Origin of the sequence: Corallococcus exercitus (genome assembly GCF_003611585.1) — a bacterium.
Lineage (GTDB): Bacteria > Myxococcota > Myxococcia > Myxococcales > Myxococcaceae > Corallococcus > Corallococcus exercitus.
On record NZ_RAVW01000038.1, the window covers coordinates 1 to 24368 of the forward strand.

The 24368-nt window shown below is 67.3% G+C and carries 18 protein-coding genes and 1 pseudogene; 9 read left to right on the forward strand and 10 right to left on the reverse strand.

Going from position 1 to position 24368, the window contains the following annotated elements; translation table 11 throughout:
* The coding region (locus D7W79_RS07585) for a molybdenum metabolism regulator (protein ID WP_120524668.1) at positions 1-591 on the forward strand (591 nt) is incomplete at its 5' end.
* A gap of 29 nt (positions 592-620) precedes the next feature.
* Here the strand turns inward: D7W79_RS07585 and D7W79_RS07590 are convergent.
* Positions 621-1451, reverse strand: a complete 831-nt coding sequence (locus tag D7W79_RS07590; RefSeq protein WP_244221641.1) for a hypothetical protein — start codon at positions 1449-1451, stop codon at positions 621-623.
* Positions 1452-1604: 153 nt separating this feature from the next.
* Between D7W79_RS07590 and D7W79_RS07595 the strand changes: the two genes are divergently transcribed.
* Positions 1605-2801: a substrate-binding domain-containing protein gene (locus D7W79_RS07595; RefSeq protein ID WP_120524670.1), complete on the forward strand. Its 1197-nt coding sequence runs from the start codon at positions 1605-1607 to the stop codon at positions 2799-2801.
* A 314-nt stretch (positions 2802-3115) separates the two neighbouring features.
* Positions 3116-4543 carry a hypothetical protein gene (locus tag D7W79_RS07600; RefSeq protein WP_120524671.1) on the forward strand — a complete coding sequence of 476 codons (1428 nt, stop codon included), beginning with the start codon at positions 3116-3118 and terminating at the stop codon, positions 4541-4543.
* Positions 4544-4580: 37 nt separating this feature from the next.
* Here the strand turns inward: D7W79_RS07600 and D7W79_RS07605 are convergent, their stop codons facing one another.
* The 4 genes from D7W79_RS07605 to D7W79_RS07620 all read right to left on the reverse strand — a co-directional run bounded on the left by D7W79_RS07605 (position 4581) and on the right by D7W79_RS07620 (position 7238).
* On the reverse strand, positions 4581-4871 hold the full coding sequence (locus tag D7W79_RS07605; RefSeq protein WP_244221642.1) for a FruA-associating protein, FapA: 291 nt from the start codon (positions 4869-4871) through the stop codon (positions 4581-4583).
* 129 nt (positions 4872-5000) lie between these two features.
* On the reverse strand, positions 5001-5882 hold the full coding sequence (locus D7W79_RS07610) for an aldo/keto reductase (protein WP_120524672.1): 882 nt from the start codon (positions 5880-5882) through the stop codon (positions 5001-5003).
* Positions 5879-6688 (reverse strand): M14 family metallopeptidase, encoded by an 810-nt coding sequence (locus tag D7W79_RS07615; RefSeq protein ID WP_120524688.1) that lies wholly within the window; start codon positions 6686-6688, stop codon positions 5879-5881. The genes D7W79_RS07610 and D7W79_RS07615 overlap by 4 nt, the downstream gene beginning before the upstream one ends.
* A gap of 103 nt (positions 6689-6791) precedes the next feature.
* A complete protein-coding gene (locus D7W79_RS07620) occupies positions 6792-7238 on the reverse strand; it encodes a Spy/CpxP family protein refolding chaperone (protein ID WP_120524673.1) in 447 nt (148 codons plus the stop codon).
* Between the two features lie 152 nt (positions 7239-7390).
* Between D7W79_RS07620 and D7W79_RS07625 the strand changes: the two genes are divergently transcribed.
* Positions 7391-8305, forward strand: coding sequence for a CPBP family intramembrane glutamic endopeptidase (locus D7W79_RS07625; RefSeq protein ID WP_120524674.1), 915 nt, complete (start codon positions 7391-7393; stop codon positions 8303-8305).
* Positions 8306-8312: 7 nt separating this feature from the next.
* Here the strand turns inward: D7W79_RS07625 and D7W79_RS07630 are convergent, their stop codons facing one another.
* Positions 8313-9365 carry a serine hydrolase domain-containing protein gene (locus D7W79_RS07630; protein ID WP_244221643.1) on the reverse strand — a complete coding sequence of 351 codons (1053 nt, stop codon included), beginning with the start codon at positions 9363-9365 and terminating at the stop codon, positions 8313-8315.
* A gap of 199 nt (positions 9366-9564) precedes the next feature.
* Complete coding sequence (locus D7W79_RS07635) at positions 9565-10491, reverse strand: MBL fold metallo-hydrolase (protein WP_120524675.1); 927 nt, start codon at positions 10489-10491, stop codon at positions 9565-9567.
* A 594-nt stretch (positions 10492-11085) separates the two neighbouring features.
* On the opposite strand from D7W79_RS07635, the gene D7W79_RS43165 reads away from it, so the two are divergent.
* Positions 11086-13224 (forward strand): hypothetical protein, encoded by a 2139-nt coding sequence (locus tag D7W79_RS43165; protein WP_147441834.1) that lies wholly within the window; start codon positions 11086-11088, stop codon positions 13222-13224.
* Between the two features lie 90 nt (positions 13225-13314).
* Here the strand turns inward: D7W79_RS43165 and D7W79_RS46175 are convergent.
* Both D7W79_RS46175 and D7W79_RS43170 read right to left on the reverse strand, forming a co-directional pair.
* Positions 13315-14119 (reverse strand): annotated as a pseudogene (locus D7W79_RS46175) (IS5 family transposase).
* A 164-nt stretch (positions 14120-14283) separates the two neighbouring features.
* A complete protein-coding gene (locus D7W79_RS43170; RefSeq protein WP_208729661.1) occupies positions 14284-15519 on the reverse strand; it encodes a hypothetical protein in 1236 nt (411 codons plus the stop codon).
* Positions 15520-16056: 537 nt separating this feature from the next.
* Here D7W79_RS43170 and D7W79_RS07655 point away from each other — a divergent pair.
* A complete protein-coding gene (locus tag D7W79_RS07655) occupies positions 16057-16668 on the forward strand; it encodes a hypothetical protein (protein WP_120524679.1) in 612 nt (203 codons plus the stop codon).
* 39 nt (positions 16669-16707) lie between these two features.
* On the forward strand, positions 16708-17628 hold the full coding sequence (locus D7W79_RS07660) for a CPBP family intramembrane glutamic endopeptidase (protein WP_120524680.1): 921 nt from the start codon (positions 16708-16710) through the stop codon (positions 17626-17628).
* A 3-nt stretch (positions 17629-17631) separates the two neighbouring features.
* Here D7W79_RS07660 and D7W79_RS07665 read toward each other — a convergent pair whose 3' ends face one another.
* Positions 17632-19734 carry a sulfatase family protein gene (locus tag D7W79_RS07665; RefSeq protein ID WP_120524681.1) on the reverse strand — a complete coding sequence of 701 codons (2103 nt, stop codon included), beginning with the start codon at positions 19732-19734 and terminating at the stop codon, positions 17632-17634.
* A 236-nt stretch (positions 19735-19970) separates the two neighbouring features.
* Between D7W79_RS07665 and dnaE the strand changes: the two genes are divergently transcribed.
* Positions 19971-23516 carry a DNA polymerase III subunit alpha gene (gene dnaE, locus D7W79_RS07670; RefSeq protein WP_120524682.1) on the forward strand — a complete coding sequence of 1182 codons (3546 nt, stop codon included), beginning with the start codon at positions 19971-19973 and terminating at the stop codon, positions 23514-23516.
* A gap of 20 nt (positions 23517-23536) precedes the next feature.
* A complete protein-coding gene (locus D7W79_RS07675) occupies positions 23537-24340 on the forward strand; it encodes an SDR family oxidoreductase (protein ID WP_120524683.1) in 804 nt (267 codons plus the stop codon).
* Positions 24341-24368: the final 28 nt, after the last annotated feature.

A 24368-nucleotide genomic window follows, 5' to 3' on the forward strand; every position in this document is an offset into this window, starting at 1 on the left:
CTGCCGCGCCGCGTGGCCCCCGCCACGCCCGGCCCGGAGGCCGTGACCGCCGCCGCCGCCGCGCTCACGCTGCTCCAGTCGCGCCTCAAGGGCCCCAGCTGGAAGGTGACGCGGCTTTCGCGCAAGGCCCGTCAGGCGCTCCGCGCCCTGGGCGGCGTGGACCCCGCGGCGCACCCGGCCCTGGCCGCGCCCTTCGCCGCGCTGATGGCGCACGTGGTGGGGCCCAAGGCGGAGGGCCGGCTGCCGGTGCGCCACGCGCTGGGGCTTTTGTCCCAGGTGGACGTGGCGGCCTTCCAGCGCGCGGCGGAGATGTGGAAGGCGGCGCCCGCGGGCTCGGTGCCGCCGGGCGTGGCCGCGGCGCGGACGCTCGCCGACCCGGAGCTGGCGCTGCGCGTGACGGCGCTCCTCACCGAGCGCCCGGACCTGCGCGACGGCTCCGAGGACGCGTGGACCAAGCGCTGGGCGACGCTCAAGCCGCACGTGGAGGCCCACCTGTCCGGCGCGGGCCACTCGTTGTCCGCCTTCGTGGGCGGCGTGGACGCGGGCGGCGACGCGCACCTGTCGAAGCGGCTCGCCCGGCTGGGAGCGTGACGCCGGACGCCCGCGCGTCACGCCCGGGCCTACGGTGTGCCTTCCGCCGCGCTGCCGCCCTCGGGCGCGGCAGGCTTCTGGAGGGTGGCGGCCGTGGGCTCGCGGTCCACCTCCTCCGCGGGGTAGGCCAGCGCCGCGTCCAGGTACTTCTTCGCCTGCACCCGCCGGCGGTCCGCCTTCGACAGCCCCTCCGGGCTCAGCAGCGAGGGCTCCGCGTCGCCGGACTTCTCCACGACGTGGCCGTCACAGAAGAACCACTCGGTGCGCCCCTCCGGGGACAGCCGCGCGAAGTAGAGGTCCGGCTGGCCCACCTTGATGGGCTTCGGGCACCACGTCTCGCGCGCCGTCGCCTCACGCGCCGGGCCCTGCTCGCGCCACTGCTTCTGGGCCTCGCGCAGCGCCGTGGCCGCTTGAATCTGGGGCCCCAGCGCCATCAGGTCCCGCGCCTCCGTCAGCAGCGTCGCGCCGCGCTGGGCCAGGTCCGGGAACGCGCCCGTGCGCCGGAAGTCACAGGCCTTCAGCGCCTGGAGGTTGGCTTCGTGCACCTTCAGCACCGGGGGCAGCGTGCGCAGCCCCTCCTCCAGAAGTGCCAGGTGCTTCAGGTGCTCCGGCCCCTTCGGGTCCAGCGCCTGGTCCGTCTCCTTGATGAAGCGCGCCAGCAGGCCGTTGACCGCGGTCAGCTCGTCCTGGAACCAGCGCGGCTCCGCGTCACAGGGGCTCGCCTTCGCCCCCGAGTAGTCCCGATACTCCGCGCGGGACATGCCCAGCGCGTAGTGCTGGACGGGAGGGGCCTGCTTCGCCGCGCAACCCCCGACCACCGCTCCCAGTCCCAGGAGCGCGATGCTTCGTGCCAGTGTCATCATCCGGGCCATTCTGCCAGCCCTATGAGGGCAAACAACCGGCGTGGACCCTCCTGGAAGGGGAGCGGCCGGGGGAGAAGTCGTGAGTGACAGGGTTGTGACAAAAGCGCCGCCGGGCTTTCCGGGAATGCGGTCCGGGGTACGAGGGGGGACATGAAGCCCCGGATGCTCCTCCTCATTGGCGTGCTGGCCGCGGCGCTGGGGGTGTTCTACCTGCTGGCGGCCCCGGAGGCGCCCCGCGCGCTGACGCCGGAGCCCGAGTCCGCCTCCGCGCCGCTGCCGTCCCGGCGGCGGGTGACGGACATCACGTTCCTCTACAGCACGGAGAAGCGGGCGTGGGTGGAGGCGGCGCTCGCGGACTTCCAGCGGACGCACCCGCACGTGCGGGTGACGCTGGTGGGGCAGGGTTCGCTGGAGGCGGCGCAGGCCATCCTGGAAGGGCGGGAGAAGCCCACGGTGTGGAGCCCGGCGGACAGCGCGGAGCTGCGCATGCTCGCGGCGGACTGGGCGACGGACGCCTCGCACGGGCCGCTGTTCGCCACGCAGGGCGACGCCGTGCCGCATCCGCTGGTGATTACGCCGCTGGTGTTCGTGGGCTGGCAGGACCGGATGGACGTGCTGCGCAAGGCGGACGGAGGCGCGGCCCTGTCGTGGAAGACGCTCCAGCGCGCGGTGGCGAGCGACAGGGGCTGGCCCGCGGTGGGCGGCCCACCGGAGTGGGGCTTCGTGAAGCTGGGCCACACGGACCCCACGAAGTCCAACTCCGGCCTGCAGGCGCTCCTGTCCGCGACGCTGGAGTACCTGGGCCGGCGCTCCAGCGTGAAGGAAGCGGACCTGCTGGACCCGGGCTATCAGGCGTGGCTCCAGGGACTGGAGCGGGGCGTGACGCGCTTCGAGCCGTCCACGGGCACGTTCATGACGGACCTGGTGCGCTACGGGCCGTCCCGCTACGACCTGGCGCTGGTGTACGAGAGCCTGGCCATCGCGCAGCTGGGGAACGCGCAGGGGCGGTGGGGACCGCTGCGGGTGGACTATCCGCCGGTGACGCTGTGGAGCGACCACCCGGCGGCGGTGCTCCAGGCGGACTGGGTGACGCCCGAGCAGCGCGAGGCGGCGCTGGAGTGGGTGGCCTTCCTGCGCAGCCCGGCGGTGCAGGCCCGGGCGCTGGCGTTCGGCTTCCGGCCGGCGGACCCCTCCGTGCCGCTGAGGACGCCGGACGCGGACAACCCGTTCACGCGGCTGGCGGCGCAGGGCATCCGCGTGGACGTGCCGCCCGCGGCGGACGTGCCGGACGCGTCCGTGCTGCGCACGCTGCTGGAGCTGTGGACACGCATGGGCGTGGGGCGCTGAGGGCTCGCGCTCCGCTGTCGCACGCGGGCAGACCTCCGCCCCGCTGTGCGGTCTGCCCCTTCCATGGGCCGTTTCGCCCCTTGCCAGCCCGCCGGGCCGGGCGGGGGCGTATGGCTTCCATGATGGGGGAGCCACGCAAGTCACGGCTTGGGAGCCGTTCGTTCATGGGGGACATCATGAGGATGCTGGGCCTGCTGTGGGTGGCAGTGAGGCTGGCCGCGTGCCGCTGTAGCGCGGCTTCCTCATGACATGGATGCGTCCGCCGGGCCGGCGGTGGACGCCTGTTGAACCGGGAGAAGCGTATGTCATTGCGAATGGCTGGCAGGGCCCTGGGGCTGGTGTTGCTCGGCATGGGATTGAGTCACTGCAAGGGGGACCCGGACGTGGCGGATGCGGGCGTCGATGCGGGCGTGTCTCCCGTCCAGACGGTGGTGGAGAACGCGAAGTTGCTGCAGGTGGATGCCCGGCAGACCTTCCTCCTGTCCGTGAAGGGGGACGGCACCTACGCGCAGGCGCTGCCCACGGGAGAACCGTCGCGGATCGCCGCCCCGGCGGAGCAGGCCATCGTCGCGAGCGATGGCGGCGCGGTGGTGCTCTGGAGCCCCCAGGGGGAGGGGCAGGTCCGGACGCTGTGGCTGTGGCGGCCTGGGACGGAGGCGGCCATCCCCATGTCCACCCGGGCCTGGGACGTGGCCCATGACCCGGGGATGTCCTTTGTCGCCTTCACTGAATTCGACCCGGTGTCGGGGGTGAACTCCGTGCGCGTCGCGCGCACGGACACCTGCACGCGGGAGGCGTGTCCGCTCTGGACCGCGCTCGAGCGCCCATCGCGGGGCCTCGTCCTCAAGGTGGGGGGGACGACGCTGCTCGCTTCGGAGGGCACCCAGGCGTGGCTCATCGACGTGCCGTCCAGCACCGTCACGGAGCTGGGCCCGACGGTGGCCTACCCGGCCTTCGCCACGGACGGCACCCGCTACGCCCTGTTCGACGCGGCGAACCACGTCCAGGTGTTCGACACGGCCACGCGGACGCTCCAGTGGGAGCAGGTCTGGCGGGACGAGGCCACGCGCAAGGGCTGGCATGTCTCCAACGCCTTCATGACGGACGTGGGGACCCTCATCCTGAACATCAAGGCGGACCTCACGCCGGAGACCGACTCCGTCGCCTGTGATGCGACGGGTTGCAGGGACCTCGAAGGGGGGCTCTGCCGGAACTGGGAGCGCAGCTCGGGGGTGGTGCTCTGTCTCATCGACCGATGGGTTACGCCGAATGAGTTCACCCGGGACGCGGCGTACCTGGATGGCACGGCGCGCACGCTCGTCGGCACCGAGACCACCCGCCGTTCCTCGGTGTACCCCGCCTTCAGCGCGGACCTCCGGAATCAGGCCTGGACCGTGCGCGAGACCCGGGACGGCGCGAAGGTGGACACGCTGTGGTGGAAGACCCCGGATGCGACGCACCAGACGCCGCTGGAGGGACTGACCGACAGCACCTTGTTCGCGTTCACGCCAGGCGCCCGTCAGGTGCTGTTCGCCCGCACGCTCACGACCGCGGACGGCAAGCCCGAACACCGGTTGTCTCTCTGGGATGGGGAGGCCGTGTCCGACCTGGCGGTGCTGGAGGATGCGCCCTTCCTGAACCCCATCCCTCCCATGGTGCGTGACAACCCGCCCACGCTGTACCTGACCGTCACCCAGGGAGAGTACAGGCCCACCTCCGTCATCCGCGTGCCACTCCCGTAGGAGCGTCGAAGGGGCTCCCGGCCAACGCCGCGCGGGTCTACCGCGCCCGCGCGGCCTCGGCCAAAAGCTCCGCGACGCGCAGCGCCCAGGCCTCCGCGGAGTCCAGCTCCGAGCGGGCGTCGGCGTAGCGGTCGAACGACGCCTCCGAACCGTCCCGCGCGAAGAGGGCTTCGTTGAAGTCCTTCTGCGCCGTGGTGAGCCACTGGCTCGCGCGCATGCGCAGCCAGTTCGCCACCTGCGGCGTGGGCTCGACCTGGTTCAGGTCCAGCGCCGAGGGGTGCATCTCCGCCGACTCTCCATCCTTCTCAAACTCTGGCATCTCGTTCATGGACCGGATGGTTGGCATGCACCCAAGAGCAGGCACCCGGCCCGCATGGACGAGACAAACGTCGATGGTGAGCAGTTGATCGCGCTGAAATCTTCGCTGCTTGACGGAACGTCAGACTGACGGGCTGCGTCAGATGACGCCCTCCCACCCGGCGTCATGGCGGCGGAAGGCGTCCCGGATGGCCTGAAAGGTGGCCTCGGGGAGGGGGCCCTGCTCCAGGGTGCGCGCGTTGGCGCGCAGGTTGTCCAGCCGCGTGGTGCCCACGATGCAGGTGGCGACGCCGGGCGCGAACGCGGTGAAGCGCAGCGCCAGCTCCGGCCAGTCCAGGCCGTCCGTCTGGAGGGCCATGCGCTGCATGCGGTCCCAGTACTCGCCCACGTCGTGCGCGTGGGGGCGTCCCGGGAAGCGCCACGGCGCGTTGGCCAGGGGCCGCTTGGCGATGACGCCCACGCCGCGCTCCCGGGCCTTCGCCACGCCGTGGTCCAGCGAGCGCTGGTCGAAGAGGTTCACGGACGTCTGCACCACCGCGAACGCGCCCGTCTCCAGCGCGGCGTCCAGCCCCGCGTTGTCGCCCGAGTACGCGGCGGCGCGCACCTTGCCCTCCTGCACCGCGCGGGTGAGCGCTTCCACCAGCCCCGGGCGGTGGAGCACATCCGGCGGGCACGAGTGGAAGTGCAGCACGTCAATCACGTCGGTGCGCAGCCGCTGGAGGGCCAGGTCCACGCCGCGGGTGATGCACTCGGGCGTCCAGTCCTCCACGCCGGGCACGCCGTAGCCGCACTTGGTGGACAGCACGAACTCCCGGCGGCGCGCGCCGAGGAACCGGCCGATTCTCTCCTCGGACACGCCATAGCTGGGCGCGGTGTCGATGAGGGTGATGCCCGCGTCCAGCACGCCGTTCAGGAGCGCTTCCGCGTCGGAGTCGCTCAGCGCCTCACTGCCCACGGGCCCCGCGCCGAAGCCGAGCGCGGACACCGTGAGGCCGCTGTTTCCCAGGGGACGTTGGATCATCGGGTGGGGCCCTCGCCACGCGCGGCCAGGTCGATGAAGCCGCAGATCCAGATGAGGTTCACCGCGTCGCACGCGTCCTGCGACGTGGGCGTGGTGGTCTCCAGCGCGGCGGCATAGGGCACGCCCTGGCGCATGTACCAATCGGTGACGCTGCCGTCGTGGAAGAAGATGAGGCCGTTCTCGTCGGCGTAGGCGTTGTCATCCACCTTGCGGCTCTTCACCACGGTGGCGTGCGCGGCGGAGGCCTCCGTCAGCGGGCGGTAGGCGGCGGTGTCCCCGAAGGTGTACGCGTACGTGGCGACGCCGCCCAGGTAGTTGTCCTGGTGGATGTCGAGCGCCGCGTCCGGGGCGGGGAAGCGCGCCAGGTCGCTTCTCACCGCGCGCGTCTCCTTGGGACCGCCGTCGTACAGGGCCCAGCGGAGGATGGGCGGGTCGCCCACGAGCTCGCCGCGCCACTCGCCGGGGGCGATCTCGTAGCGCATGAAGTCGTTGTTGGGCTTCTCGCCGCTGCGGTTGTAGCGCGTGCCGTCCTCGAAGCCGGAAGGGTTGATGCAGGGGTAGACGCGCAGCCCCACGCCCTTCGACTTCGCGTACGCGACGATGTCCGGCAGGTGCTTCGCGAGGGTCAGCGGGCCGGCGGGTTCCTCGCCATGGAAGCCGGACGTGATGACGAGCCAGCGGTCGCCGGGGACGATGAGGCGGAAGAGGGGATAGTCGCGCCCCCCTTCGTGCACCTGTCCGTATTCGGAGAGTTCACCCAGGGAAGCGTGGGAGCGGATGCGTCGCGCGTAGTCGGTGTAATCCACCGACTGACCATAACCGCGCGCGTCATCGCTGCCCACGAAGGTTCACGGTGAGACACGGGATGTGTCATGCCGAGCGCACCGTGGCTGGACTGTCCGGGTGGGTCTACTTCGCGCCGGTGTGTTCGCGGATCTCGCTGGCCAGTTCCTGGCGCTGGGCCGGGGTGAGCGTGCGGTGGACCTCGAGCACGGCATCCACCGCCTTGTGCGCGAAGGCGCGCGCGGCGTCGATGCGCGCGTCCACCAGGGCGTGGAGCTTCGCGGCGTCGGGCGTATCGGACTCCAGCTGCGTGACGGCCTCGGCGCGCGCGGCCTGCTGGCCCTCCATGAGCGCCTGGCCTTCGTTGAGGAGGCGGTCCTTCACGGCGTGGATGGAGGTGCGCTGCGCTTCGGTGGCGTCCAGGTCATCCAGCGTGTCGTTGACCTTCCAGGTGACCATCTGGTGGATGCGCTCCGGGTCGGGCGTGCCGCGGTGATGGCGGCCCCAGCCGAAACCCGTGAGCAGGGTGACGGCGACGACGGCGGTACCGGCGATGGCGAGCGTCTTCTTCATGGCGTGTGGCTCCAGATGCGCGGGGTTGTCTTTCCCGCTGCTTGACTGAACCCAATATGGAAGGCGCCGGTTGCGGTGGTTTGAGCCGGGGGTGAAGAAGTGTGAAGGGCGGGCTTCATCGGCGTCACCGGGGAGAACTATCGTCGCGCGCCATGGAATCCCATTCAGTCCCTGTTGCGTCCGCGCCCGGGCCGCGCCCGCGTGTCTGGACGGTGTTCGTTGCGTTCGTGGTGATGTTCGGGCTGCTCGTCACCGGAAGCGTCATCGTGAACCACATCGCCACGGGCATCGAGGCGGCCAAGGCCGGCGTGGATCCGAGCGACAGCGTGGCCCAGGCGGCACTGGCGGAGAAGGTGGAGGCCCTGCCGTGGCCGACCGTCGCGCTGGTGATGATGGTCGGCACCGTGGCGCTGAGCCTCGCGCTGCTGGGCGGCCGGTTGTCCCCACAGCCCCTGCGCGAGCGGCTGCGCCTGACGGCTGGGGTACCGCTGCCGGCCTGGGCCTGGCTCACGGCGGCGGTGGGCTGCTTCGCGGTGGGCCAGTCCCTGGAGAGCCTGGCCGTGCTCACGGGGGCGTGGAGCTGGACCGGATCGTTGAAGGGGTTCGAGGCCGCGAGCCAGGGCCCGCTCGGGACCTTCGCGTTGCTGTTGTTCTTCGGCTCGCCGGTGGCGGGCACGGCGGAGGAGCTCTTCTTCCGGGGCTACGTGCAGACGCGGCTGGTGGAGCGCTGGGGTCCCAGGGCGGGCGTCGTGGGGGCCGCCACGCTCTTCGGCCTGCTGCACCTGGATCCCATCCACGGCCCCATCACCCTGGTGGTGGCCCTCTTCCTGGGCTGGCTCGCGGTGCATACGGGCAGCGTGCGGCTGCCCATCTTCGTCCACGTCTTCAACAACGGGACGTCCTTCCTCCTGGCCCGCTACGCGCCACCCACGTCCGAGTACCCGGCCTCCGTGCACACGGCGTTGCTCTGCGTGAGCGCGCTCCTGGTGGTGGGCGCCGTGGTGCTGCTGCGGCGCATCCCCGAGGCCCCGAAGACAGAGGTACCCGCGATGCTCGCGGGCGCTTGAGCCTTCATCAGCGTCCGTCCCAGAACGCCATGTCGCCGTACTCCCAATCCCAGGGCACGCCGGCTTCGCCCAGCACGAAGCGCACGAGGTGGGGATAGGCGGGCTCGGCGCGGACGTCGTTGCTCAGGATGAGCACGCAGCGGCGTCCGCGCGGCAGGCACACGAGGGTGTTGGCGGTGCTGTCGTTGTGGCCGTTCTTGAAGAACCCGCGTCCCTGCGGCCCGTCGAACACCACCACGCCCAGGCCCGCCGCCAGGTCCTTGCGCCGTGACTCTGGAGGCAGTTCGTCCTGGAGGGTGGGGAACTGGCTCCGGGTGGTGATGGGCAGCTGCGGCGACGTCATCCGGGCGAAGGACTCCGGCGACAAGCCTTCACCGCTCACCAGCGCGGCAGCGAAGCGCGACAGGTCGTCGAGGGTCGTGTCCATGGACCCGGCCGCGCGCACCCTGCTGCGCTCGTCGTGCGGCTCCACGCCGCCATCCAGCTTCCAGCCATCGGCCAGGTTGCTCGCGAAGTCCGGGCGCCACGTCATGCTGGTGGTGCGCATGCCGAAGCGGTCGAACACGCGCCGTTGCAGCTCCGCGCCCACGTCCAGCCCCAGCCCGCGCTCGAGCACGAACTGCATCAGGATGATGCCGTCGCCGGAGTACGCGAAGCGGCTGCCGGGCGCGAAGTGGATGCGCAGCCGCTCGTCGGGCTCCAGGAAGCCGAAGTTGGCGAAGCCCGCGCTGTGGGTGAGCAGGACGCGCGGCGTGATGTCCCGCCAGCGCTCGTCACCGGCCAGGTGCGACCAGGTGGAGTAGCGGTCCTCGTCCGGATACTCCGGCAGCGGCTTGTCCAGGTACTTCGAGATGGAGGTGTCCAGGTCGATGCGCTTCTCGTCCGCGAGCTGCATCACGAGGTATGCGAAGACCGTCTTGGTGATGGACGCGCCATACATCACCGTGTCCGTGCCCAGCGGTTCGCCCTGCGCGTTGCGAGCACCGTAGGCGCGCGTCGCCACCACGCGTCCGTCGTCGATGACGGCGATGGCCAGGCCCTTCGCGCCGGTCGCGGTCATCGCGCGAGCCGCTTCGGTATCCAGCGCGGCGACGTCCGGAACGGGTGGGACCTCTCGGCGCGCGGACGTCGTGGCACAGCCGCCGGCAAGCAACACACACAAGATCCAGGTCCGCAATCGGCTTTCCTCCTGCGCGCAACATCCGCGAAGCAGAAAGCGTAATCCATTGTGTTTCGCGTGGAGGAGGAAAGCCAATGGCTCAGAGCAGCCCCTCCTGGATGAGTCCACGGCGCTGGTAGTCTTGCAGCTGCGCGCCGTCGTGGGTCACCACCGGGTGCAGCTCGGGCGCGGTGCGCAGCAGGTCGTGCAGCCATCGCAGTTGGTGGGCCATCGCCTGTGCATCCTCATCGCCCAGCCAGTTGGTGAGCCGCGGGTGCATCCTTGGGAGCCGGATGTTGTCCTGGCGCCAGGCCACGTCGCCGACGAGCAGGAGCTCGCGCCCGTCGACGAGCCGCACGTACACCAGCTGGGTGCCAGGCGTGTGGCCGGGGGCCTTGATGAGGACCACGCCGGGGCGCAGCAGGTGCAGGCGCTCGTACTGAAGCGGGGCGAGCCTGGCGCGCCGTTCCGCGGTGAAGCCGGCTTCCTGCGCGAGCGGGCTTCGCAGTTGTTCGTCCGTGAGGTGAACCTTGCTCGCCACCTCGTCCAGGTATGCCGAGTGCGCGATGCCCGCGCAGTGGTCGAAGTGCTCGTGGGTGACGACCGTCGCGTCCGCGCGGCGCAGCGCCTCCTGGACCCGGCTGTAGGCCGCGGCGTCGAACTCCGAGCCGGGGAACTGGGCCTGCTGTGTCTCCTCGTCGCTCACGAAGTCCACCAGCACCGTGCGGGCGTCGGCATAGACGACCTGGTACGCGTTGAAGTCGAAGGCGACCTCTCCGAAACCGCTGCCGGCCACCACGAGCGCCTGGGGCACTCCGGAGGCCCGGCCCACGTGCTGGCTGCGCAATCCGGTAGGGAGCGGCGCGCCGGTGGAGACGGCCAGGGCCCGGATGGCGCCCAGGTCGGCGTCGAAGCGCGAGGTTTCCGGTACGTCCACGTCGCTCAACCCCACGGCCGCGACGACGACCACCACGAGCACCAGGCCTGCGACAACCAGGCCCACGCGACGCCACAGGGTCCGCTTCATGGCCGGATTGCGCAGCCAGCTCCCGCCGTCGCCCTGCGTGAAATTTCCGAGGTGTGCGCACCTACGATTCAACGAGGTGCCGTGGAGGGTGGCGCCGGGGCAAAGGAGGGCCGCTGACTGGCCGCCCGAGTGATGCTCCCGGCTTGTGGACAGGTCGCCTGAGCCCCTTTAGGGGACACTCCTGCCCAGGCTGCGCTCGCATCAGGTGCGTGGCCGGGGTCTGCCTCGGCCTGCTGGCTGTCTTGAGCTTCAACACCACGCGGCCTGGGGTGGCCCTCATGCCAGGGCTAGGCTCATGCAGGCGAACACGTCAAAGCCGAACGTCCGCCTGAGCAACTCGGCCCTGTCTACTTACGGCGTCCTCTCCTTCCTCCGCTCTTTCCTGGCCGTTGCCTCAAGCTCCGTGCTCGCCTCCTCCGCACCTGTTTGAGGGACCAGACATGGCCGCAGTTTGGCCGCTGGAGCGAAGACACCTTGGAGCCTCGTGAGGCTTGCCGGGCTGCAGGTCGTGAGTCACTGGGAACCCGCAACGCAGCGGCACTTTTAATTGGGAAGGAAGAGGCCGTCGCCTCTGTGCTCCGCTGGGGCTTGCTGTTGAAGGTGGTGTTCCTGTCTACTATCAAAGTCCTGCCAAGTCCTTCTTCTTCCAGAGTCGAAATGACCAACGCTCAGACCCGTCCTATCTCAGAGCTTTCTCCCCAGAACCTTGCTGATAGGTTGCGCGACTACCAGTCCTCTGCTGAGGGCAACCGGTTCCCAGAGCTTGTCCAGCGCGCCAATCAACTTGAGGTTGTACTGCGCGGGCGCCTGGAGATTTTGGCACAGCCAGCTCCGCAGGTTGCCTTTGTTGCGCATAAAGGCGTCGGTAAGTCGACGCTGATTAACGGATTGTCAGGGCTGTGGTTGGATGGAGAGCCACCTTCCGCGGATGCGTCATCGGTGCAACTCAATAAGCATGCGGTATTGCCGCTGGGCAACGGGGGCACTACTCCTTGCGAAATCGTCTTGCGCCCAGGTAATTGGGAAATTCAAGTTGAGCCTGAAAAGGACGAGGATGCAGCGCGCTTGGTGCAGCAGTTCGCTGAATGGGCTTGGCATAAAGCTCATGATCCTTCTTCGGCTGCTTCCGGCGACGACGAGACCGAAGAGCCATCGATCGAGTTGTTGGTGACGGCTCGGCCGCCACGACTCCAGCCTGATTTGGAGCGAGTGCTGTGGGGGCTTACGGGACTTAAGAGGGAAAAGATTTCGACAGGTGCAGGCAAAGTTCCCGGTAGTCGTTCAGGCAAGAGCGCTACCGTGCACCATGCAGTGGAGGCGGCGCGCAGCTTTGAACGCAAGGAGGACTTTGTCGACCATGTACTGCAACTCGCACGGCTATCTGAGCGGCGACGCATCCAATGGTTGCCTGATGGGGAGCCTCGCACATGGTTACGTCATATGCTGTTGAGCCTCTTCAAGGGGGAACTCGCAGACCAGCCGTTTCCACGCCGCGTGGTCGTTCAGGGGCCGTTTGACTCGCTTCAGTGGAACGGCCGTGCGGTGCCCCTCGTTGACACGTTGGGGCTGCCGGCTGTAACTACCGACAGGGATGTTGCGCCTGGAACTCGTAGGGCCTATCCACTCGCGGACCGGGCCGATCTGCGTGTATTGCTGAAACAGCCTTGGACCCTCATCGTACTAGCCTCTTCGTTCAACGAGCCGCCTGCACCTGCCGTTGAGCTGCTTACGCAGATGGTGGAGGAACGCGGCTATTTCGGAGAGACGCTCGCTGAGCGCACTGTAGTTGCTATTGTCGATGCGGGCCGCGCTGGCTCTGGTCACTTCGAGGACAAAGAGACAGAGCGGGAGACGAAAGAAGACCGCTGCGCTGAAAACCTCGTGCAGCTTGGCTGCCCCGGCTGGCCTTCGCCTGATGTGCGCTGGTCCGTGGATGATGCCCGACAGCGTGTGCGGTGCGTAAATGTGCTTGATGGGGGGACCCCCGAACTTTATGTGTTCCTAGAGGAATCGCTGAGTCGGCTAGCGGGGGGCCATGCTCGATTGCTTGAAGAGGCCGCAGCTCAAGCTCGCGAATTCTTTCATACTCTTGCGGACGCAAAACGCCGAACACTCTATAACCAAGTAGTGAAGGAACTGAGCGCCTCTGTCCAGGCCGCCATCGCAGTTTCCCGCGGTAAGTTGCATGCGCTGGGAATGAATTTTCTGCGCCCATTCTCCAGCGAGTGCCAGCGGCTTCATCCTTCGTCTTTGCGATCGCTAGTCCAGTGGAAGGGCGATGGCACTCAAAATGCTTGGGCGCTTCTAGAGTTTTCTGCATCGCGTGCCTTGGAACATTGCATGTTGCCACTTTTCAGCAGTATGCATGTAAGGGCTGAAGAGTTGCGCAAGCGCGATGTGTTTGAAGAAGAAGATAATGCAAGGCTCATTGATGCGGAGCTTGAGCAGCAGCGTCGTCAATTTGATGTCTTTGTGCAGGTGTTTACGTCGATTGCTGTGCAGGTTCTAAAGGAGCAGATGCTGAATGACGATCTGCTATGGGCGCGCAGTCACCAAGAGTGGGGCACTGGGATGAAGCAACCCAGCTATAGGGAACGGGTCGCGGCTCACTTCGAACAGTGGGGAGAATATCATGCTCCTGTTGTTAGTGCTGCCATCTCTCAGAGACTTCCGGCGCGAATTGAGAAAATCACAGATGCGGTGCAGCAGCTGATTTCTGTGTTGCTAGGATGATCGATTCGTCTGGGCTGCCCTTGGGGACTTTGCTCCTGACCGCAGTGGTTACGATCCATTGTGAGCACTGCTGCTGGAATGTAACAGCTCCTAACAAATGCCAGGACAGAAGCGTCGGAAGAGCATGACGCAGCATCCAAGGACGAGGAAGCCGAAGTGGACTTCGTCCCTGTGCTCATCGCGGCCTCGAAGGCGGCGCAGCTGGTTATTCCAGGCCAGCGTGCTCTCCACAACCCAGCGATAGCGTCCCAGCCGCTCCTTGGACTCGACGCCTGGGCGGGCAATGCGAGCGGCGATGCCACGCTGGCGAAGCCCTCGCTGGTTCTTCCTGAAGGCATAGGCCTTGTCGCTGGCCACCTTGCGTGGGCGAAGCCGCCGCTGGCCCGAAGGCATTCGCACTGCGGGCACGGAGTCAACGAGCGGGAAGCGCTCGTGCGTGTCGTACACGTTGGCCGCCGTCAGCGACTCAGTGAGCGGACGGCCGTGTGCCCCTACGAGAAGATGATGCTTGCTACCCGCCTTCGCTCTATCCACCAGGCTTGGGCTCGTAAGGGCCCCCTTTTTGACGCCCGCACGGACGAGGAGTCGATGTGGGCACGGGAGAGGTCCACCCTGCCGCGCAGGCCCAGTTCATCCAGCAGTTGCGCCTGAAGCTCTTCCCACACACCCGCGCGGGTCCATTCCTCTAGCCTGCGCCAAGCCGTCATGCCCGACAGGCGAACTGCTTACGAGGCATCATCTCCCATGGGATGCCGCTTCGGAGCACGAAGACGATGGCCCCCAACGCAGCCCGGTCATTTGTCCGAGGGCGCCCCAGCTTCTTCTTGGGCCGGAGCGGTGGCAGCAGCGGCGCCACGCGCTGCCAGAAGGCGCCGGGAACGAGTTCACGGACCATACCCTCAAGCTGAGGACGGCCATTGTGCTCGGTCAGCCCTGACCTGACTTTCGTTAGACGCAGTTAAGCCCGACAGGTGGCTGGCCTTCTTCTCTGTCGAAATAGGCTCTTGTGTGTGAATGGGCGATGGCGACGATTGGATTGGGGTCGCTGCCAAGCTGTAGCTAAACTGGATCTTCCGCTTTGGCTTTGGACAGCAGTCCGTCTAGCGATGTGCAGACCAACTCCGCCATGATGTCTAGTGCACTGCTAAGGGACATCAGTCCGTATGACACTGCTTCCAGCCTGCGGGCACTGAGTTTGACAGTTAGCCTTGTCTTTGGCGTCGTAACATCCCACCAGCAGCCATCTTCCCTCGTTAGCAACGGACCAGCCTCAACGCCGCGGGCCTGCAGGCCTGTCTGTATTGTGGAGACATCAATTATTGTAAAGAATGCGATTCTGTCCGTCAGGACTTCATTAAGCAGCGGAGCCGGAATGCCAAGATTCAATAGAGTGGGAATGTATGGGCGACTCCCAGAGATGCGCTCGTTGAGCCATCCAAACAGCAGTTGAGAACCGCTGTGGCCCCAAGGGATGCGTGAGGCGATGTCGCCAGTAAATGCCCCTTCGGCGCACGCGATGTATGCGAGGCCCTGTTCGGGGATAATGACGTTCGCTCTTAGGCCACTGACTGAGCAAGCCTCTATAAAATCGGAGATGTGGTACTTGTCGTTGGATCTGTTCGACTCAACAAAGTGGCTTGGCAGGGTGTGCAGACCTAGCTCTTCTCTTTGAGCTGTAGAAACATCGATTGTCTCGTTGGTGAGTAGCTCGCTGATGATTTTGGCCCTCTTGTCTTGGCGGTTGAGTCTTGGGAGAGAGCTTTGTTTCGAGTTGCTCTTTTTGCATTCAATTAGATGCATTCCATTGGGGGTGATTGAGAGAATGTCGGCTATGGTGAGGCAGTGAGTAAGATCGGCGAGGATGGCGTAGTTTCCGCGGTCGACGATTGCTTGGGCACATTCGAGTTCAAGTTCAAGCCCGTCCTTGTCAAAGATGAATCCAACGCCACTGCCTGCGCGGCCCCTTGAGAGCGCGCTGAGATGATGCTCTGGAACCAAGCGGTGACAGAGCGAGTCGCCAACATATCGCAGTGCGGCCTGGGTCGAGCGACAGCGTGCCTCAGAATGTTCAAGCGAATTAATGACGCTGTCGAAGCGGTGAATGCGATCGATTGAGCGTGTCGGAGAACGGCTGTATTTTAGTTTTTCGTTCTTGATCCGGAGACTGACAGTTCGTCGTTTGCGTATGATCTTCTCTATGTGGCGGTGGGCTTCCAGCAGAAGCTTTTGTGTGCTCCATAGTTCTTCTGGCGAGTGGCTTTGTTGTGCGGCGGATATGAATCTTAGTAGGTCCATAACCTAAAAGTTGGTGCAAAATATATGATTCGTCAACGCGTTAGGGAGATGAGCCCTGTTTTGGGAGAGGGGTACATAGGGGCTAAGAAGGGCCGCTGACGGGGCCGCCCGAACGACGCTGCCGTCCGGTGGACAGGCCGTTGGATTCCCTTGGGGTGCACTCCTGCTCAGGCCGCGCTCGTATCAGGTGCGTGGCCGCGCCTGGCCCTGTGGGCTGTCTTGAACCATAACATCACGTGGCCTTGGTTGGCCCTCGTGCCAGGGCCACCCACGTACGCTCAGGCGTATACGTCGATGTCGGACGTCCTCCTGAACAACTCGGTCCAGTCTACTCGCGGAGCCCTCTCCTTCATCCGTTCCTCCTGGCCGTTGCTTCAAGCGCCGCGCGCACGTCCTCCGCGCCTGCTGGGAGTTTCTTCCTGGAGCATTGAATGCGCCATCCCCCGGAAGAGGTAAAGACAGTCAACGTCCGTCTGGACATCCTGCGCCCGAACACCGACCTTCTGGGGGCGTCACACAGGCATGAAGACTCATCGGATGTTGGCAGTGGTCGCGGGAATGTTCCTGGCGGGTTGCGGCGGCGGTGACGACCCGGGGGAGGACAATACGCCCCCGGTGATGTGCTCCTCGGCGAACTGCACGGGCTGCTGTTTCAACAACACCTGCCAGACGGGAAACACCGCTTCCGCGTGTGGAAAGGCCGGGGCCGCGTGCAAGGCGTGCGACACGGCCCAGGTCTGCAAGACGGATCAGACGTGTGGTGCGGATCCGGCGGGTGTCTGGTTCGTCCAGCCCACGTCCGCTCAAATCACGGCCAGCAACAACGGCACGGCCTGGGATGCGGATGGCTCCGCGCCGGATGTCTTCGTGGAGATGCTGTGTCCGGGGGCGACGGCGTCCTCCTTCACGCCGGAAGTAGAGAGCTATACGCCCGCGTGGGCTTCGGGGGGCTGCACCGCCACGGCGGCTCGTCTGCTCGCGGAGCCCTGGGCCTTCCGCGTCTGGGACAGTGATGTCAGCGTCAATGACACCATCACCGGTGTCCTCCTGTATCAGCTCAAGGAGCAGGACCTCTCCGCAGGCCGTGTCACACTTCAGCCTTCGGGAGGAATGACGTCCATCACCCTCGGCGTGCGGAAGCAACCGTAGGGCGCGAACCAAGGCCTGCCCGGGCTATCATGGCAGGCCATGGATTTCCCTTCCGAGCCAACTCCCGCCAGTCCTCCAGCTCCCGAGACGCTGCGCCCGCGCGTGTGGTCGGTATTCATCGCGTTCGTGCTCCTGCTGGTGACGCTCATCGTCGCGAGCACCATCGTGGCCGGCATCGCGGCGACCATCGAGATTTCGCAAACCGGCATCGATACCCGGGACAGCGCAGCCATGGCGGCGCTGATGGAGAAGCTCAAGGTCATGCCCTGGCTGCACGTCGTGGGTGTGATGATGTCCAGCACCCTGGCGCTCACGATCTCGCTCCTGGGTGGTTGGTTGTCGCCGACCCCCCTGCAAGACCGGCTGCGCGTTCGAGCCGGAGCGCCGCTGCCCGCATGGGCCTGGGTCGCCGCGCTGGTGGGCTGCTTCGTCGTGGGGCAGGCCATGGAGAGCCTGTCGGTGCTCTCAGGCGTATGGGATTACGCGGTGTCGCTGAAGGGTTTGCAGGCCACGAGCCAGGGTTCAGTCGTGACCTTCGCGGTGCTGTTGTTCTTCGGCTCGCTGGTCGCGGGAACGGCGGAGGAGCTCTTCTTCCGAGGCTACGTGCAGACGCGCCTCGTGGCGCGATGGGGACGCACGGCCGGCATCGCGGGAGCAGCGACCCTCTTCGGCCTCATGCACCTGGACCCCATCCACAGCCCCATGGCCCTGGGAATGGGGCTGTTCCTGGGCTGGCTCGCGGAGCGCACGGGAAGCCTGCGCCTGCCCATCTTCGTCCACGTCTTCAACAACCTGACGTCGTTCCTGTTGTCCCGCTACGCACCGTCCACCACGGAGTTTCCGACCTCCGTGCACGTGACGCTGCTGGCGGTGTGCTCACTGGCATTCGTGGGAGCGGTGATGGCGCTGCGGCGGATGGAGGTCCAGTCCCCAGAGCCGGCGGTGCTCGCAGGCTCATGAGCGTCAGGGGCCCACGGCGCCGCGAGCCTCGCCCGTCGCATCCGACAGCTCCGCCGCCAGCTTCTCCCTCAGCGTGGCCACGACGGTCGGATGGTCTCCGGCCACGTCGCGCAGCTCCGAAGGATCCGACACCGTGTCGAAGAGCTGCACCCGCACCCCGTCCGGCGTGGGCAGCTCCAACAGCTTCCACCGCCCCAGGTAGATCCCCCGGTGCCGCGCGCGGCGCACCGGCCCTTCCCACTCCGGCTTGAGGGCAATCTCCCCCGTGTCGCCTTCCACCATCGCAATCTCATACAGCCACGGATACGGCATGCGCACCGTCTGGTACGGCTGACCATCCCGGTCGCTGAACCACACGTCTGTCTCAATCAGCGCGGGCACATCCGGCAGTGGCTTGGGCTCCGCGCCCGGCCTCGCCAGCGACGCCAACGAGCGCCCCCGGAACGACTCCGGCGCTGGCACACCCAGCAGGTCCAGCACCGTGGGCGCCACATCCAGCGAGCGCGCCCGCTGCGCCACCTCCCGCCCTGACGCCACCTGCCCGGGCAGCCGCACCGCGAACGGGATGCGCAGCCCCGCGCTGCCCCACAGGTGGTCACCGTGCCCCTGGCCCAGGCCCTCGTCCTCCAGGTGCTCGCCATGGTCTGACAGCAGGACCACCAGCGTGTCGTCCCACCGGCCCCGCCGCTCCAGGTCCGAGCGCACGCTCCCCACGAGCCCATCGAACGTGCGCACCGCCGCGTCGTAGTTCGCCCCCAGCGCCGCGACGTCCTCCGGCGTGGTCGCGGGCGCGTTCGGATCCACCTCCATCCGAGGCGTCGCCCCGAAGCGCCAGGGCCCCCGGTAACCGTGCTCCACGTACTGTCCCTCCTGCGGCCACGGCGCGGCGTAGGGGAAGTGCGTGGACGACGCGAACACCACCAGCGCGAACGGCGCGTTCTCCGGCATCCCATCCAGCACGTGCCGCACCCGCGTGCGCAGCGGGGCAGGGTCCGTCAGCTCCGGGAACTCGCCCCGTTCCTTGAACAGCCCCGGCGCCAGCGCCGTCCACGGCAGCAGGGCCACGTGGGTGATCAGCATCCGCTGCCGCACCAGGTCCGGGAAGCGGAAGTCCGGCGCGGACACCACCTGGAAGCCGTACGGGAAGCGCGAGAAGTGGTCCCCCGCGTAGTCCGCCACCACCGCCGTGCGGTAGCCCTGCGCTCCCAGCGCCGTGGCCAGCGTGGTGAGCTTCGCCTCGCGCGCCTCGCGTCCCACCAGCGTGTGCACCACCGGATGCTCGCCCGCGTACTGCGACGTGAGCAGCGTCGTCCACGACGGCGCCGTGCGAGGCACCTGCACCACCGTGTCGTTGAAGCGCGTGCCTTCCCCCATCAGCCGGTCGATGTTCGGAGACGTGGCCCGCGAGTAGCCGTTGCCCGACAGGTGGTCCGGCCGGAGCCCGTCCGACGCCAGGATGAGCAGGTTCGGCCGCGCGGGAGCGCTGGCCTCCGCACTGCCCGCCGTCCGCGCCAGCCCCAGCCCCGTGAAGCCCGCCACCACCGCCGCGGCCGTCACGCCGCCCAGCACGCCACGCCAGCGGGTGGACTCCGACAACCACCGGCCCACCACCGCCAGCACGCTCAACACCGGCAGCACCAGCGCCGCCATGTACCAGCCCGAAGGCTGCGTGCCACTCAAGCCCCGCAGCAGCGCCGCCGTCACCTCCGAGCGCGCGTACAGCGTCGCCGCGTACAGGTGCGGATGCCTCGCCATGTCCCCGGCCATCAGGAACGCCTCCACCACCAGGCACCCCAGGCCGCTCAGCCAGAACACCGCGCGCCGGCTCCGCTCCGCCGCCCACAAGCCGGCTCCCAGCAGCGCCCCCAGCACCAGCCCCACCGTGCAGTACGCGCCAATGAGCCGCGCCACCTGCCACAGCACCACGCTCCGCCACGTGTTCCAGACGTACTCCGTGACGATGCCGCTCTCGTTCCCCTGGTAACCCAGTTGCATGTTCAGCAGGGCACAGAGCGTGTAGAGCACCAGGAAGACAAGCAGGCCCGCCCGGCAGCCAAGCAGGAGGGCGCGGGCGAGCGTCGGCGGTGTACGGGCGAAGGCGGGCATCCTGGGGCAGCGTGGTCACGAATCCCACGGCGGCCACCCCACGCCCGGAGGGAGTGCCCACGCCCGGACGGACGGGGGGCCGGAATTCCGCTCCGGGTGTCTCCCAGGCCGGTTTTCCGGGCCCCGCACACCCGCGTCCCGCTTCTTTCTCCTGGCCCTGTCACTGGACTGGCGAGCAGGGGTTGCGGGCTCTAGTGTTCAGGCGCCTCTTTCTTCACCCGGGAGCCGGAACGCCCATGTCCTTTACCCACCTTCACCTCCACACCCTCTATTCGCTGCTGGATGGGGCCATCCGGATGAAGGACCTCATCAAGACGGTGAAGGAGAAGGGCATGTCGAGCGTGGCCGTGACGGACCACGGCAACATGTTCGGCACCATCGACTTCTACAAGAAGGCGAAGGACGCCGGCATCAAGCCCATCCTCGGGCTGGAGGCGTACGTCGCGGGGCCCAAGGGGCGCGAGGACCGCTCGGAGAAGGTGGCCCACCACCTCATCCTCCTGGCCAAGAACGCGGAGGGCTACGCGAACCTGCGCTACCTGTCCTCCACCGCGTACATGAACGGGTTCTACTACCACCCGCGCATCGACAAGCAGGTGCTCGCGGAGCACAGCAAGGGGCTCGTCGGCCTCACCGCGTGCCTGGGCGGTGAAGTGACCAGCGCGTGCTTCCGCGGCGACATGGACAACGCCCGCCGCGTGGCCGCCGAGTACAAGGGCATCTTCGAGCCCGACAGCTTCTACCTGGAAGTCCAGTCCAACGGCATGGTCGAGCAGGACAAGGCCAACGAGAACCTGAAGCAGCTGTCGCGCGACCTGGACATCCCGCTCGTCGCCACCGCGGACGCGCACTACATCAAACGCGAGGACGCCAAGGCGCACGAGCTGCTCATGTGCATCGCCAGCGGCAAGACGCTGGCGGACAACAAGCGCCTGCGCCACTCCACCGACAAGCTCTACGTCACCAGCCCGGAGGAGATGCTCGGCTTCTTCGCGGACTCGCCGGAGGCCGTGCACAACAGCATGCGCATCGCGGAGATGTGCAACGTGGAGCTGAAGCTGGGCAAGCCCATGCTCCCCACGTTCAAGGTGCCGGACGGCCACACGCCGGACACCTTCATGTCGGAGCTGGCCTACGAGGGCCTGCGCCAGCGCTTCAAGGAGCTGGAGGGCCAGTACCCCATCGACCGCGAGCAGTACCAGGCGCGCCTCACGCTGGAGCTGGGCGTCATCCAGCGCATGGGCTTCAGCGGCTACTTCCTCATCGTCCAGGACTTCATCAACTGGGCCAAGGACCACAACATCCCGGTGGGCCCGGGCCGTGGCTCCGGCGCCGGTTCGCTCGTCGCCTACGCGCTGCGCATCACCGACCTGGACCCCATCCCGTACAACCTCCTCTTCGAGCGCTTCCTCAACCCGGAGCGCGTGTCGATGCCGGACTTCGATATCGACTTCTGCCAGGACCGGCGCGACGAGGTCATCAAGTACGTGGGCCGCAAGTACGGCGAGATGAACGTGGGGCAGATCATCACGTTCGGCTCGCTCAAGGCCAAGAGCGTGCTGCGCGACGTGTGCCGCGTCTTCGGCCTGCCCTTCAGCGAAGGCGACCGCATCGCCAAGCTGGTGCCCGAGGTCCTCAACATCACCTTGAAGGAGGCCATCGAGATGGAGCCTCGCCTCAAGGAGATGATCGAAAAGCCCCAGAACATCGGCGAGGTGGAGGGCAACCCCGTCACCACCAAGGACGTGCTCGAAATCGCGCTCGCGCTGGAGGGCCTGCACCGCCAGCCCGGCATGCACGCCGCGGGCGTGGTCATCGCGGACAAGCCGCTCTGGGAGTTCGTGCCCGTCTACCAGCCGCCGGGTGAGAAGATCCTCATCACCCAGTTCGCCAAGGACGAGGTGGAGGCCGCGGGCCTGGTGAAGTTCGACTTCCTGGGTCTGAAGACGCTCACCGTCATCCAGCACGCGCTGGACCTGGTGAACCGCAACCACGGCAAGGACATCAAGCGGCACGAGATCCCGCTTCACGACGAGAAGATGTGGCAGTTGATGGCGGAGGGCGACACCGCCGGCGTCTTCCAGATGGAGTCCAGCGGCTTCACCGAAATGGTGATGAAGCTGAAGCCCACCTGCTTCGAAGACGTCATCGCCGCGGGCGCGCTCTACCGCCCGGGTCCGCTGGACTCCGGCATGGTGGACGTCTTCATCAACCGCAAGCACGGCCGGGAGAAGGTGGCCTACCCGCACCCCAACCTGGAGCCGGTGCTCAAGGACACCTACGGCGTCATCGTCTACCAGGAACAGGTGATGCAGATCTCCCAGGTGCTGGGAGGCTACACCCTGGGCCGCGCGGACCTCCTTCGCCGCGCGATGGGCAAGAAGAAGGCCGAGGTCATGCAGGCCGAGCGGGCCGGCTTCCTGGAGGGCTGCAAGACCAACAACGTGGACCTGAAGGTCGCGGGCGAAATCTTCGACCTGATGGAGAAGTTCGCCGAGTACGGCTTCAACAAGAGCCACTCCGCGGCGTACGGCCTGGTCACCATCCACACGGCGTGGCTCAAGGCCCACTACCCGTGCGAATTCATGGCCGCCCTTCTCACCAGCGAGAAGGACAACACCGACAAGGTGGTGAAGCACATCGGCGAGGCCCGCGAGTCGGGCACGCAGGTGCTGCCGCCGGACGTGAACCAGTCCGACATGGCCTTCGGCGCGGTGGAGGGGAAGATCCGCTTCGGCCTGGGCGCCATCAAGGGCGTGGGCGAGGGCGCCATCGAGTCCATCCTGGAGGCGCGCAAGGAAGGCCCCTTCAAGAGCCTCTTCGACTTCTGCGAGCGCGTGGACGGCCGCCGCGTCAACCGCAAGGTGCTGGAAGCGCTGGTGAAGGCGGGCGCCTTCGACTTCGAGAAGCGCCCCCGCGCGCAGCTGTTCGAAACGATCGAGCGCGCGATGAACCGCGGCTCCTCCAGCCAGAAGGACAAGGCCGCGGGGCAGAGCTCGCTGTTCGGCATGCTCACGGGCCCCGCGTCCGCCGGCACCGGCCTCAAGGACGACTACGCGCAGGTGGAGGAGTGGCCGGAGAAGGAGCGCCTGGCCTACGAGAAGGAGGCCATCGGCTTCTACGTGTCCGGCCACCCGCTGTACCAGTACGAGAAGGAGCTCAAGCGCTACGCGCGGCCCATCACCGCCGTGCAGCGCGCGCGCCGCGACGAGAAGCTCACCGTGGCGGGCATCATCACCGTGCTGCGCGAGCGCCCCACGAAGACGGGCAAGCGCATGGCGTGGGTCACCATCGAGGACCTGTCCGGCTCCACAGAGCTGGTGTGCTTCCCGGGCAAGGACGGCACGCGCAACGTGATGGGCAAGGACGGCAAGTGGTCCAAGCAGGGCCCCAAGCCGGGATACGAGCACTGGGAGCACCTGCTCAAGTCGGACGACCCCATCCTCGTCACCGGCACCGTGCAGATTTCGCAGCGCGATGAGAACACGCCCACCGCGGAGCTCATCGTCGAGGACATCCAGAGCCTCAAGGCCGTGCGTGAGAAGCGCACCAAGCGCCTGGAGCTGCGCCTGCCCGCGGACGTCGTCACGGAGGAGCGGCTGGCCAAGCTCAACGAGCTGGCGAAGAAGTACGCGGGCGCGACGCCGGTGGCGGTGAGCGTGCTGTTCCCAGGGGAAGCGGAGGCGCACATCTCCGGCACCACCCTCAAGGTGCAGGTGAACGACGATTTGCTCCTCGCGGTGGACCGCCTCTTCGGGCAGAAGGTCGTGGAGTTCGGCTGACAGCGAAAGGGAGCGACTCCATGGCGGACAGCGTGTTCAAGGACGGGCTGCTCAAGGGCAAGACGGCGTTCGTCTCCGGCGGCAGCAGCGGCATCAACCTCGGCATCGCGACCGCGTTCGTGAAGGCGGGCGCGAAGGTGGCCATCAACGGCCGCAACGTGGAGAAGCTGGAGGGCGCGGTGAAGGGCCTCCAGGCCCACGGCACCGCGATGGGCGTGGCCGCCGACGTGCGCGACTACGCGTCCGTGGAGAAGGCGTTGCAGCAGGTGAAGGACGCGTACGGGGAAATCGACGTGCTGGTGTGCGGCGCCGCCGGCAACTTCCCCGCGCCCGCGCTGGGCATGTCCTCCAACGGCTTCAAGGCGGTGATGGACATCGACGTGCTGGGCACCTTCAACGTGTCCCGCGCCGCCTTCGAACACCTGCGCAAGCCGGGCGCCTCCGTCATCAACATCTCCGCGCCCCAGGCCTACCTGCCCATGGCCATGCAGGCCCACGTGTGCGCCGCCAAGGCCGGCGTGGACATGCTCACCCGCGTGCTCGCCATCGAGTGGGGCGGCGCGGGCGTGCGCATCAACGCCATCACCCCGGGCCCCATCGAGGGCACGGAGGGCATGAGCCGCCTGGCCCCCTCGGAGGGCTCGCGCCAGAAGCTCGCGGAGGCCCTGCCGCTCCAGCGCTTCGGCACCCCGGACGACATCGCCCGCCTGGCCCTCTTCCTGTCCTCCGACGCCGCGTCCTTCATCACCGGCGCCATCATGGTGTGCGACGGCGGCCAGTCCCTCCTGGGCGGCGCCGCGCTCCTCCAGGCGATGAACGGCTGATTCCAGTTGGTGTGCAAAGTTCCGGCCC